This is a genomic window from Vibrio sp. 10N.247.311.14 (genome assembly GCF_041467715.1).
In the GTDB taxonomy this organism is placed as follows: domain Bacteria; phylum Pseudomonadota; class Gammaproteobacteria; order Enterobacterales; family Vibrionaceae; genus Vibrio; species Vibrio crassostreae_C.
Window position 1 is genome coordinate 13,486 of the sequence record NZ_JBFSVE010000031.1, and the last position, 12,384, is coordinate 25,869.

Consider the following 12,384-nt stretch of genomic DNA (forward strand, 5'->3'; position numbering starts at 1 on the left):
CTACGATTTAAGTGCAACTTTTTGCATTTAAGCTTGATTGTTGAGCAATCACTTCGTTAGTAAATGATTACTCAATATAGAACACTGCTCCGAAACCTAAGCTAAATTAATCGCGATTAATTGCCGATTATCTAACTAAGGGCAGCTAGCTTAGGCCAACGATATTTCCATTACTATCAATATCTAACGACATGAATGCCGGTTTGTCAGGCAAGCCTGGCATGGTCATCAGATTGCCGCACAACGCGTAAATAAAGCCAGCACCAGCACACAATTTTAGTTCTCTAACAGGCACGTCAAATTGGGTTGGTGCACCTTTAATGTGTGCTTCTGTCGAGATTGATAGTGGTGTTTTTGCCAAACAAACCGATAGGTCGCTATAGCCATGAAGTTTGAATTCAGCCAGCTGTTTTTTAGCCAGTGGAGATAGCGAAATACTTGCCGCGCCATAGCCAACTTCAGCAACTGCCATCAGCTTTTCTTCTAGGCTTTGCTCTGAGTGATACAAAGGCTTAAATCCACTCTGTTTTTGGCAAGCTTTTACCACGGCGTGAGCCAGTTGAGTTGCCCCTTCGCCACCTTGACCAAATGCTTCGCTTACTTCAACGCTAACGCTTGGATCGAAGTCGGTGATCATCTGTTTCAAAGCATCGAGCTCTTGAGCTGAGTCTTGTGGGAATCGGTTAATCGCAACAACTGTAGGCACTTGGTATTGCTTAACGTTAGTGATGTGCCATTTTAGGTTCTCAAACCCTGCAACAAGCGCGTCTTGGTCATCATTAAAGATTGAATCAGGTAACGGAGTGCCCGGTCTCAAATCGTATAAACCAGAGTTAGCCTTTAATCCACGTAAGGTTGCGACAACCACAGCGCAATCGGGCTTCTTGTTCGACGCTTTCGCTTTTATGTTGCACGCTTTCTCAAAGCCCATGTCTGAGCCGAAACCACCTTCAGTTACCACAAAGTCACTCAGCTTTAACGCTATTTTATCGGCAATAATTGAAGAGTTACCATGTGCGATGTTCGCGAAAGGCCCGGCGTGAATTAGGGTAGGAACGCCTTCAAGGGTTTGCATCAATGTTGGTTCAATAGAATCCTTCATGGTCACGGTCATTGCGCCTGCAACGTTGAAGTCATCTGCGGTTAGCGGCAAGCCTTGTTTGTTGTAAGCAAGTACCACTCGTCCGATGCGCTTTCTCAAATCTTGAAGGTCATTGGCTAGAGCAAGAATGGCCATTAGCTCTGAAGCGGCTGAGATATCAAATCCATCTTCTCGCTCAAAGCCGTTAATTGTTTTGTCTGCTTCGTTCTTGCCAACCGTGATCATGCGTAATGCGCGATCATTATGGTCAAGTACACGTCGCCAAACGATTCTACTTGGGTCGATATTCAGTGCTTTTAAGCCTGAGCGCGCTTCAAAGGCTTCTAACCCTTCACGCTGCTCATGATACAAACGTGCGTCAATGGCGGCAGAGGCGAGGTTGTGAGCGGCCGTAACAGCATGAATATCGCCTGTCAGATGCAGGTTTAATTGTTCCATAGGGGCTACTTGAGAGTAACCACCACCCGCAGCACCGCCTTTTACGCCAAATATCGGACCCATTGAAGGCTGGCGAATGCAGGCCATGGCCGATTGGTTAATCTTTGCGAGGCCTTGTGCCAATCCGATAGTAGTGACGGTTTTGCCTTCACCAAGAGGTGTCGGTGTGATCGCCGTGACTACGACTAATTTACCATCTTGTTGGTTGGCGAGGCGTTCAAGTGATGTGAGAGACACTTTTGATTTGAATTGCCCTAATGGCTGATGTTCGTTGTGGTGCAGGCCAGCTTGCTTGGCAACCTCACTGATGTTTTTAAGGGGAGTAGAGCGACAAATATCAATATCAGACAGCATATTTGATCCTTATATCAGAACCGAAAAGGTGGTACGTAAACGTTTGCGTGGCGATAGTACTGTATAAATTTGCCAAGTAAAGGCAAACCACACGAATTATGTGCTGGAAGATAACAGATCTAAAGAGTCATTGCGCGAGATCAAATCTTAAACGAGCAAAATATTCGATCTGATTACCTTGAGCTGCAGTTATATTGGCGTTGTATACAAAAAGGGCTGCATATAGCAGCCCTTTAAGGAATGGGTAATCTCACTTGGCGTTAACCTTTAAGAGGTAACTGCCTAATATAGTCGATTAACGATCCCAGTATGTTTCTTCTAAGCTATCTTCGCGTTCAGGTAGTGCGCGAGAAAGGCGAGGAGAGTGCTGAGTCAACACTTCGTAGCTCACACGGTTTGCGTACTTACAAATTTGAGACAGTGAAGAGTACGTCAGGCAAGTGTGCTCGTGTTTCTCTGAGTTTGGTACATTCACGTGGTGGTAGCTATTTGCTGCCATGTCGTGAAGTAGTGCTGAAAGTGCACCATCGCCAGCGCCATTGGTATTCTTAATCTCAAGTGGGCCACCTAGGTAAGGGCCAATGTGAGAGTACACTTTTACTGGGTCTTTACAGTCTTGCTTACGCATCGCTCGGCTGAATTCGTATTTATTGAACTCAGGGATGTTACCCGGTAATAATGGCAGTGTGGTTTCGCGTTTCGCTGGTTCGTCAGTGTAACCTGCCATGTATAGACCAATAGGACCTGCAGTACATAGAACTAGGTCAACCCACTCAAGTGCCTTGTTAGCAGCCAATAGAGGATCTTTTTCACCCGTTAGCGCTTCACCTTCATCTTCGTTCATCGCGACGATGGTTACGTTTTCTTTCAGGTATTCTTGCCACCATTCAGCGTTGCCTTCGATCACATACTTAGTACCAAGTGTTAGTACAACAGGCACATTGTGCGCTTTCGCGTATTCAATCGCTTTTTGTACCGCTTTTGGCATCGGATCTTCAGGTTTGCCACGCATTAGGTATGACGACACAACCAATGCAGAAGCTTTCTCGAAGACTTTTTCAGGAATGCTTTCTGGAAGAAGTTGGTTCATGTGGCCTTCGTTGATTGCAAACGTACGTTCGCCATCTTCAGAAATCAGCGTGTAACAACGACCAATTGGACCATCAACAGTTTGAAGGTGGTTTAGATTCATACGAGAAGAAGTGCGGCAAAGGTAACGATAACCAAATGAGCCAACTTCAATCTTCTTAGACATTACGCCAAGCAGGACAGATTTGCTGTCCGCAAGTACGGAATAGTTGTGCAGTGTGTTGCCGATAGTATCGCCAGGATATTGATGCGTGATCAAACCGCGCTCAACTAACTCTTCATACAGCGCATCTGCTTTACTTTCTTCCAATACCAGTGAGTGACCTTTACTCAGCTCGTATTTTTCTAGGAACTCGTTGTCAACACGGGCTTCGATATCAACAATCGTTTGGCCAACACCCACAATCGTTGCGCGGTGAAGCTTAGGCGTTTGTTGAATTTGGTTGACCAACGGATCACGTGCGTGAGTTGGAAAGTAGTGCTTAGATTTACGCTGTCCAGGAAACTTCATATGAAAAATACAGTGAAAAAATTTTGCCGCATGATATCACATTTTGTTTCTGTTTCTTTCATTTTTATTACATTTTGAATCACCTGCACAATGTCTGTACAGGTGATTCAACTAACTATATGTTTGAAACTACTCGGTTGGCTGTACTAACGTCGCTGGATCAACGTAAGCCTCTGTACCCCATAGTGGAACAGTTGAAAGGCTGTGTTTGAAGCTACCTTCTGTTTCTTTGGTGGTGTAAGACAAGTAAAGCAGCGACTGATTCTCTGCATCGTAGATACGACGAACCTTCATTGTTTTAAAGAAGATACTTTTCGATTGCTTGAATACCACTTCGCCAGACTTACTCTTGTCTATTTGAGCAATCATTTCTGGTGTAATTTCACCTGTTTGACGACAAGATATAGAGCTATCACTTGGATCAGAAAGGCTAAGGTTTGCTTCGATTGATGCGATATGACAGGTAACACCCGCGATCTTATCGTCATCTAATGAAGACATCTTGATATCCTTCATTGTGAAGAAACCCAGTGAGACGTCGCCAACCTCGTTGTCCGAACAGCCAGCTAACATTGTCACGATACCTGCTGCTATTAAGGCTTTTTTCATAAGAAGTCCTTTTTATTTATATAGTTCTGTTTACTATAAGGATATTGAAAGCTTGGATACGAGTGTAGAGCTTTTCGTTAAGTTCTTAAAGGATGTTGTTGGATATTGAAAAATATGAAGCATTTAAAGTACTTGTTGGCCTTGGTCATGCTCTGTATGCTCTCTGCTTGTAGCTCGGCACCTCAGCCGACCGTATGTCTTCCAAATAACTGCGATATTTGGGGATACTAACCGTAGGTACTAAAAGAATGAATAACGAAATACCTGAAATTGCACACAAGAAAAACCAATGGCTATTTAGTCAGCTCGATATTGCTTACCCCGCAAAAGAGAGCCTCCTCGGCCGTGAACTTTATCAAAGCAAACTTCCATCCAAGACATACCAACTCCTAGCACAAGATCAAACTCCTTCCCAAATTGATGAACTGCATAAAGTCGATTTCCATAAATTGACCGTGCTATTTTCACTCAACCAAGCAAGCGTTTACCAAGATGAAATCGAAAGGGCACACATGCTTGAGTTCTTGAGCCAAATTATGCTTTCTGACGATCATGTATTATATATTGGTACTCAAAACGGTGAAGTTGTGGCGAGCGCTATCGTCACAGAAGCGGATGGTTCCCTATTGATCTCGGATGTCGTTGCTGAAAATGGTCAAAGTATCAACAACTTTGCTAAGCAGTTACACGATTTTTGGGCACAAGATCATGCTTCTTGCGATAAAGTATGGATCGAGAACTAAAGATTCTTTGACAAAGCGTTAATCTAAGTACAATACCCCGTCTTATTTAAAGGGTATTGTATGTACAAGCTATTGATATCAATCGCTGTATTATGTGTTAGCGCTTATTCTTCACTCAGTTTTGCTAACGACTGGGATATTAAACGCATCCTAGTTTTACACTCATACGAACCTTCTTATCAATGGACTGCTGACTTCCAAAAAGGGATAGACAGTGCGTTCAGCCAGTCTCAAACCGAAGTTAAACTCTCAATAGAGTATTTGGATTCAAAGCGTGTCCACAGCCCAGAGTATTACGACTCTCTCGCGAACTACTTACGTGCGAAGTATGCAGGTTATAAATTTGATGGCGTAATTGCGACGGACGATAACGCAGCCAATTTTCTTGAATCTCTGCCTAATTTGATTGATCGCTCCACACCTGTCGTTGCAGCCGGCATCAATGATTTCAGCACCGACATGTACGCGGTGTCTGACAGAGCAACTGTGCTTTACGAGAACGATCAGATAGACGTTAATATTAAGCTGATCTCCAAATTAAGACCTAATCTAAAGAATCTCTATTTTGTAAATGATTACAGTGTCACGTCTGAATTGATTCATAAAGAAATGAACAAAATGATGGCTGAATTTTCAAATATCAATCTCGTAGAAATTCGCGACTTGTCGCTGGAGCATACGAGCCAATTTTTGGAAGGGATCTCTGCGGACGATGCGGTATTGCTCAGTCATTACAACACCGAGTTAAAGCAAGGGGTTTATCACACTTACCAAGAGATTGCGGATACGTTGTCAAAAGCGAGTGCTGCTCCGGTGTTTGCTTTATGGCAGTTCTATATTTCGGGTGATGTACTCGGTGGTTACGTTAATCACTCACAAAGCATGGGTGAACAGGCCGTCGATGCGTTGGATAAATACCTTCCACTTGGTTTTACTACACCGTTAACTCCCGGAGACAACAAACGTTTTGTATTCAATTACCCTGCAATGAAGAGATACGGGATTAGTGGAAACGCGTTACCTGACGAAGCGGTTTTCATTAACGAGCCTTCATCCTTTATTCGCAAAAACTTCCAGTTGTTATTGGGGCTGTCGATGGTGATTGCGGGTTTGAGCCTGATCATCTTGATGCAATTTGTCACTCTGCGCCAAAAGAAAGAGTTGGCGAATAAGAACAAACGAATCTTAAAGCTTCAGAAACAGACCTTGAATATCCAAAAGGATATGATTCATGTTCTCGGAGAGGCAATTGAAACCCGCTCTGGCGAAACTGGTAATCACGTTAAACGTGTAGCCAAGTTGTCTGCACTGCTTGCTAAGTATCGTGGCTTGAGCCATCGCGAGGTCGAGATGATTGAGATCATCAGCCCAATGCACGATGTGGGTAAGATTTCAGTCCCTGAATCAATCTTGGATAAACCTGGGAAATTAACCGACCAAGAGTGGGAGGTGATGAAGCTTCATACTACGGCTGGCTATAACTTACTAAAGAGCGGAGCGGGTGATATTACCAACCTCGCGGCAATCATTGCTAACGAACATCACGAGCGTTGGGATGGTGCTGGATACCCGAATGGAAAAGTGGGTGATGAAATACACCTGTTTGCTCGTATCACTGCCGTAGCCGATGTGTTTGATGCGCTGCTTAGTGCACGTTGCTACAAAGAACCGTGGCCGTTAGATATGGTGGTCGATTTGTTTGAGCGAGAGTGTGGCTACCAGTTTGATCCTCAGCTAACTAAATTGCTACTGAAACACTTATCCGAGTTTGTCGCTATCCGAGATTCGTACCCCGATACTGGAACTGTAGAATATGCGTCTTCACCTTCGTTTGAAGCTAAGGTCTTAGAAGAGTCGGTTGTTAGCTAACCGTTGCTTTATCTGAGTGGCCTATACGTCTTGGCTTCTTTATCTATTCACCACGATCCGGCTAGGAAGTAGTGATTTATATTTCCCCTGAAATTGAGTCACTTATGTAAACCTCGCAGTCTTTGATTTCGTAGAATCTGGGGTCATTTGATGAAAACTGTTGCTTATGTCGAGCGATAAAGTGATCAACTCCATATTTCGCGAAGAGAAATAAGCCTGTATCTGCAAACTGTTACCTCAATCATCTCGCGCATTGAAAGAACACTATAGGATAAAACTTGGATTCAATCTGAGTGAGATACCTATGCGGTTAGAACAGACTAAATGTGTGATTTTCGATTGTGACGGAACACTTATCGATAGTGAAAAGCTGTGCTGCCAAGCTTTGGTGAACGTTTTCACTGGCTTTGGAGCGGAGCTAAACGTCAACGACTGCTATGCGCACTTTCAAGGCGGAAAGCTAGCCGACATCTTAATGGATACACAAGAACGTCTTGGGTTATCTATCTCGATTGATACACTTGAGCCGTTATATCGCAATGAATTACAAGCACTGTTCCAGCGTCATTTAAAACCGATGGATGGCGCTATCGAACTTATTGAATTCCTCAAACAACAAGACATCGAGTTTTGTATTGCTTCCAATGCACCGAAATCTAGGGTTGAATCTTCATTGGCGATGACAGGCATGCTAGACGACTTCAAAGGCAAAGTGTTCTCAGCTTTTGATGCTAACAGCTGGAAGCCAGAGCCTGATCTAATCATGTACACGGCCATGAACATGGGCTTTCTGCCAAATGAGTGCATCTACGTGGATGATACGTTGAAAGGGATTGAGGCTGGTGTTCGCGCGGGTATCCAATCGTTTCGATTACGCCCGAGTATTGATGAAGCAATCGTAGATCCCGAAGCCGACTCAGCAGAACTCGCGGCTCAGGATATCTACAGTTTAGAAGAAATTTCAGTTTGGATTAATGGCAAGCACTGCTCAAATGGTGGTATATCGAATTCTGCAGCTTTGGTGGGGTAGAGCTTAGTTGAAGGCTGACTACCTTACTAAATTGTTTGGTGTGGAAACCGCAAGATGCACAAGTAAACTTTTCTCCACTTTCTGAAAGCAGATACTCGTCGTGTTGGCATAAAGGGCATGTAATGTCGTCGGTGTTTGGTGTTTCTGTTTTATTCATTATGTGTCACCTGCAGCAAGGGGGTAAGCGAAAAAAGACCCGTTCAATTAGATTACTCCTAAGCTCGAATATTAGACAGTTCTGACACTTCTTAATCTCTCCTTTGCGACTTGCTTCATGGTAATTGATAATGTCATCGTTATTGACCATGGTTTTTGTAATGTTATTAAACAAAAGCCAAAAAGAAAGGACCCATTACGAGTCCTCATTAGTTTGTTTTCAATTCACGCCGCTAGTTCACCAGTTGATCCTTAAGTTCGGTAGCGTGCCAATGTCTGAGATAGAGAAACCGACGCTTCTGTTAGCCTAGATACGCCATTTGAAGAATTCTGAGCCACGTCTTTAATCACATCGGATTGGCTTCGAATATCGTTAAGCTCTGCTGCAATCGTATTGGCAACGTTACTTTGCTCATCGGCTGATGTTGCGATTTGGATACTCATGTCCATTAGTGCTTGAGCTGAATCTGCAATCGAGTTTACGTCGTGACCAATGTTTGAAATCAACTGGCTACTGGTTTGCGCTTGGTCAACCGTCTGTTCGGTGATCTTCGCGATATTTTGGCTCTCTTGCTGTAAGCGTTCAATCATCGCTTGGATTTCTACAGTAGCCGACTGAGTGCGGCTTGCCAGTGTTCTTACTTCATCAGCAACAACAGCGAAACCTCGGCCTTGCTCGCCCGCACGAGCGGCTTCAATCGCGGCATTTAAAGCAAGTAAGTTAGTTTGCTCTGAAATAGCATTGATCGTCGTGATGACCTCGTTAATTTGGCTCGTATTCACATTCAAGCTAGTAACAGAAGATGAGGTTTGCTCAATCAAAGAAGAAAGGGTGGTGATTTCCGAGATTGCCTGTTGAACCTTCGCATGGCTATCGTTGATTTGCTGCGCGTCTTGTTCTGTTTGTTCAGTTGAGCGTGCAGAGATGTTAGAGACTTCATTTGCCGAAGCTGTCATCTGATCCATTGCTGTCGCTACAGAGTCTAGAGAGGCATTTTGGCTCATGATTTGTGTTTCGCTGCGCTTCATCTCAGTTTCGAAAGAAGCCGATGTTTCGCTTAGCGTTGCTGCACTGTGGTTTACGTTGTTGACTAACTCACTAAGCGTGTCCATTGAACGGTCAAGCGCACAACCAATCGTGCCGAACTCATCACGGCCAGGGTGGAAGCCAAGGCGTGATGTTAAGTCACCATCACCAATCTTTTGAGTCGTTGAATAAAGAACCCAAAGTGCGCCGCCTAGGAAAGTCGCTACCCAGTAACAGAAAAGACCAAAAGGCACACACCACAAGAAGCTCAGTAATAAAGTGTACAGTGCTTGCTGCTTTTGATTCTGTATATCGTTAGTTGAAACGGTAAGTGAGTAGTAGTTGCCATCTTGTGCGAGTGCTGTGGCAGTCACAGAACCATTATTTGAAATAGTGGTTTGTTGAGCGCGAGTTTGCTGGCTAACAGAGCGAACAGATGCCGGGGAATCTGATGCTGATAAAATGCCTTGCAGTTGATACTCGACCTGCTGTTTTGCAGTTACGTCAATGTGTTCCATTTTGTTGACGTAGTTCAGTCCAGCTAGGCTTGCCAGAGCGGCAAAAAAGATTAAGAAAATGACCCAAAACTTGTCGTTGATCGACATCTTAATAAACAGTTTGTCTATCGTTCGAAATTGTACTTCTTTCATAAAAACTCCACGGTAAATCCTTTACCGTGGACTCTAAATAACCGACCTCAATAAAAATGTGACTTAAATCGACTAATTGTGAAAATTAATGATAGTGATATGTCATTTATGAGATCTGAATCAAGTAAATTAGTTCTGTATAGGTTTATTAGCCTAAAGAAGGCAGTAACCCTACTGAAATAAGAACTTGAATCGCAATGATAAATACGCCAACGCTACCTGCTAAAAACAATGCTTTGCTACCGCCTAACACTTGGTAACTGGCTTCTGAAGATTGTGGTTTGACAGAGAAATCAGTGTAACGAACCTTGTAGACCATCACTGTTGGTAACAGAATCGCGAGCACTGAAAGTGCAATGGCTGCGTAGCCTAAAGCCATGATGAAGCCTTGTGGGTAAAATAAGGCAAACCCCAGTGGCGGTAAGAAGGTGATAGCAGCTGTCTTAACACGTTTTGCGTTACCTAGTTTCTTGCTCAGTGAGTCGCCCATGAATTCAAATAAGCCCAAGCTCACACCAATAAAAGATGTCAGCAGTGCAAGGTCTGCAAACACACCGACGATCACGCTTAGGTTGGATTGATGAACCGTTTGCGATAGCGAGACTAATAGCGCGCCCAAGCTTGTGTCAGACAACAACTGCTCTTGGCTAATCACGCCCAAAGTAACACTTTGCCAGAAAACGTAGATAACCAGAGGCAGTGCCGAGCCAATAATCATTACCTTACGTAAAGAACGAACGTCACCATCTAGGTATCGAACAATTGATGGGATGCTGCCGTGGAAACCAAAAGAGGTAAACACAACCGGAATAGCCGCAACAATAAGGCCTTGCTGTAAAGGCATGCTCATTAAGTATTGAGAGGTAATGTTTGGCGCTAGGAAGCTGAGTACCAAAACCATCGCGATAAGCTTTAAGCCAAACAAAACGCGGTTAACTTTATCAACACTGTGTGTACCAATCGTAACAACGCCGGCAACTAATAGGGTAAATAGAAGCGTGGTGATTTGAGCATTAAGTTCGATACCCGCGATATCCGAAATTCGTTGGTTAAATTGCGCACCGCCGCCAGCTATGTATGCCGCACACAGAGCGTAGAAAAGAAACATCACCGCGAAGCTCGCAATCCACTTTCCTTTTGTCCCCAAAATGGTATGAGCTAACGTGTGTAGGGTAGCGTCAGATTCTGCGAATTGGTGAAGCTCTACCATTAATAGCGCAGTAAAAGCCATTAACGCCCATAAACCCAGCATCAAGAAAAGTGAAGTTGAAAAGCCAATACCTGCAGAAGCAAGTGGAAGAGCGAGCATGCCAGCACCAATGGTTGTGCCTGCAATGATCAAAGTACTACCAAAAACCTTTGATTTATTCATTGTATATAATTCTTTACGTTAGGGTGTGTTTTCATTGTAATTCTTCTAGCTTAAGCGCATAAACCCAAAGAATATCTCGATTTTGAAGTATTCTGATTGAGTTTAATTCCAAATGCAATTCTTATTGTAATTAAAAACATCCACTGTAAATTAATATTTACACAAAGGGGCGTGTCAGCATTCAAATGAGCAAAGCAAACGTTTGACCATGATCGGTTTCAAAATTTACGAGTAATTTGTTGTACTTGGTGTAAGGTGGCAGTACATATGTCGTTCGCGTATACCCTTTAACGCAAAAAAGCGTTAATGATCGCGAGTAGCTTTAAGCTATGAATATGAAATGGGTAGAGTAGAGTGCGTTCATCAAAGTGACATAATATAAGTCCAAGATGGTGCACTAGTTAATCGGACATCATGTCCACATCAAGGAATAGAGGGGGCACAATGAGTGACCAATCTTATAATGACGAAAGTCTAGAGTTGTTAGATGCTATGGAAATTGGCATTGATTTGTCTGACTATGAGCAGACAGTGAAACAGTTAGCAGAAGAGCTTTTCAAGTCTTCGAACTAAGCTTTTAAGATCTTTAATTCAGTTTCAACTGAAACGTTTTAAAGCTAAAAGTTTTCTTAGCTAAAGCTTCTCAAAGCAAACAATTCTAAACTGAGCAAATCGTATTCGCTCACACGTCATACCAAAACTATCCTCATTAAAGTTCGCGAAGATAAACGAGTACGTTTACCATGTTACTTAGTTCTCGATACTTTAATGAGGTTCAATGAACTTTCTCGCACACCTTCACATCGCCAAGCACTGTAACAGTAACTTAGCAGGTAACCTGTTAGGTGATTTTGTTAAAGGCGACCCTAATAAACACTATTCTGATTCCCTTTCTGACGGTATTAGGCTTCATCGATTTGTTGATAGCTATACTGATCGTCATGATGTATCTCGTTCTGCAAAATCACTTTTCTCAGACCAAACACGACGCTTTGCGCCTATCGCACTCGATGTGTTTTGGGATCACTGCTTAGCCAATCATTGGGCTCAGTTTTCACAGCAGACATTAGAACGTTTTTGTTTAGATAGCCATGAGCAGATCTTTGAACATCAAGAGCCACACTGGCCAGAAAATTTCGTTATGGTTCATCAGAAAATGGCTGAGCATCGATGGTTAGAGAGCTATCAAGACATGTCGTCTATAGAGGTGGTATTGCAGCGAATGGCGTTGAGAAGGCCTAAGCTCGGTATGCTCGAGGCATGTTACGATGACCTCGAACGTCACTACGATACGTTGCAGTGTCACTTTAATGAGCTTTATCCCAACGTTTTAGAAGAAGCGAAGCAGTTTAATGCGCTTCAAATGAAGAAAAATCAAAAGGAAAGGTAAACAGCGTAATGCAGGTTTGCTACAATCCGCGCCTATTTAATCTT

The 12,384-nt window shown here is 43.3% G+C and carries 10 protein-coding genes; 5 read left to right on the top strand and 5 right to left on the bottom strand.

Translation table 11 applies throughout. The features are described from left to right. Positions 1-145: 145 nt before the first annotated feature. From AB6F11_RS12780 to AB6F11_RS12790, 3 genes are all read right to left on the bottom strand, one after another. Positions 146-1,894, bottom strand: coding sequence for a formate--tetrahydrofolate ligase (locus AB6F11_RS12780; protein WP_102393228.1), 1,749 nt, complete (start codon positions 1,892-1,894; stop codon positions 146-148). 295 nt (positions 1,895-2,189) lie between these two features. Beyond that, complete coding sequence (locus AB6F11_RS12785) at positions 2,190-3,494, bottom strand: inosine/guanosine kinase (protein WP_017069885.1); 1,305 nt, start codon at positions 3,492-3,494, stop codon at positions 2,190-2,192. A gap of 129 nt (positions 3,495-3,623) precedes the next feature. Next, positions 3,624-4,103, bottom strand: a complete 480-nt coding sequence (locus AB6F11_RS12790; RefSeq protein ID WP_017064645.1) for a CreA family protein — start codon at positions 4,101-4,103, stop codon at positions 3,624-3,626. A gap of 248 nt (positions 4,104-4,351) precedes the next feature. On the opposite strand from AB6F11_RS12790, the gene AB6F11_RS12795 reads away from it, so the two are divergent. The 3 genes from AB6F11_RS12795 to AB6F11_RS12805 all read left to right on the top strand — a co-directional run bounded on the left by AB6F11_RS12795 (position 4,352) and on the right by AB6F11_RS12805 (position 7,745). Then, positions 4,352-4,846 (top strand): hypothetical protein, encoded by a 495-nt coding sequence (locus tag AB6F11_RS12795; protein WP_017064644.1) that lies wholly within the window; start codon positions 4,352-4,354, stop codon positions 4,844-4,846. Positions 4,847-4,906: 60 nt separating this feature from the next. Then, a complete protein-coding gene (locus AB6F11_RS12800; RefSeq protein WP_102393229.1) occupies positions 4,907-6,715 on the top strand; it encodes an HD domain-containing phosphohydrolase in 1,809 nt (602 codons plus the stop codon). A gap of 304 nt (positions 6,716-7,019) precedes the next feature. Continuing rightward, a complete protein-coding gene (locus AB6F11_RS12805; RefSeq protein ID WP_017059834.1) occupies positions 7,020-7,745 on the top strand; it encodes an HAD-IA family hydrolase in 726 nt (241 codons plus the stop codon). A 408-nt stretch (positions 7,746-8,153) separates the two neighbouring features. Here the strand turns inward: AB6F11_RS12805 and AB6F11_RS12810 are convergent, their stop codons facing one another. After that, positions 8,154-9,578, bottom strand: a complete 1,425-nt coding sequence (locus AB6F11_RS12810) for a methyl-accepting chemotaxis protein (protein ID WP_017064641.1) — start codon at positions 9,576-9,578, stop codon at positions 8,154-8,156. Between the two features lie 148 nt (positions 9,579-9,726). Then, on the bottom strand, positions 9,727-10,950 hold the full coding sequence (locus AB6F11_RS12815; RefSeq protein WP_017059832.1) for an aromatic amino acid transport family protein: 1,224 nt from the start codon (positions 10,948-10,950) through the stop codon (positions 9,727-9,729). Positions 10,951-11,394: 444 nt separating this feature from the next. Between AB6F11_RS12815 and AB6F11_RS12820 the strand changes: the two genes are divergently transcribed. Together AB6F11_RS12820 and AB6F11_RS12825 are read left to right on the top strand one after the other, a co-directional pair. Continuing rightward, a complete protein-coding gene (locus tag AB6F11_RS12820; protein ID WP_017059831.1) occupies positions 11,395-11,523 on the top strand; it encodes a hypothetical protein in 129 nt (42 codons plus the stop codon). 205 nt (positions 11,524-11,728) lie between these two features. Continuing rightward, positions 11,729-12,340 carry an ACP phosphodiesterase gene (locus tag AB6F11_RS12825; RefSeq protein WP_048612524.1) on the top strand — a complete coding sequence of 204 codons (612 nt, stop codon included), beginning with the start codon at positions 11,729-11,731 and terminating at the stop codon, positions 12,338-12,340. The last annotated feature ends 44 nt before the right edge of the window (positions 12,341-12,384 follow it).

What these genes read in the sequence shown, in the direction of transcription:
- AB6F11_RS12785 (WP_017069885.1), bottom strand. Translation starts at nt 3,494, where the DNA reads ATGAAGTTTCCTGGACAGCGTAAATCTAAGCACTACTTTCCAACTCAC.
- AB6F11_RS12790 (WP_017064645.1), bottom strand. Translation starts at nt 4,103, where the DNA reads ATGAAAAAAGCCTTAATAGCAGCAGGTATCGTGACAATGTTAGCTGGC.
- AB6F11_RS12820 (WP_017059831.1), top strand. Translation starts at nt 11,395, where the DNA reads ATGAGTGACCAATCTTATAATGACGAAAGTCTAGAGTTGTTAGATGCT.
- AB6F11_RS12780 (WP_102393228.1), bottom strand. Translation starts at nt 1,894, where the DNA reads ATGCTGTCTGATATTGATATTTGTCGCTCTACTCCCCTTAAAAACATC.
- AB6F11_RS12800 (WP_102393229.1), top strand. Translation starts at nt 4,907, where the DNA reads ATGTACAAGCTATTGATATCAATCGCTGTATTATGTGTTAGCGCTTAT.
- AB6F11_RS12810 (WP_017064641.1), bottom strand. Translation starts at nt 9,578, where the DNA reads ATGAAAGAAGTACAATTTCGAACGATAGACAAACTGTTTATTAAGATG.
- AB6F11_RS12825 (WP_048612524.1), top strand. Translation starts at nt 11,729, where the DNA reads ATGAACTTTCTCGCACACCTTCACATCGCCAAGCACTGTAACAGTAAC.
- AB6F11_RS12805 (WP_017059834.1), top strand. Translation starts at nt 7,020, where the DNA reads ATGCGGTTAGAACAGACTAAATGTGTGATTTTCGATTGTGACGGAACA.
- AB6F11_RS12815 (WP_017059832.1), bottom strand. Translation starts at nt 10,950, where the DNA reads ATGAATAAATCAAAGGTTTTTGGTAGTACTTTGATCATTGCAGGCACA.
- AB6F11_RS12795 (WP_017064644.1), top strand. Translation starts at nt 4,352, where the DNA reads ATGAATAACGAAATACCTGAAATTGCACACAAGAAAAACCAATGGCTA.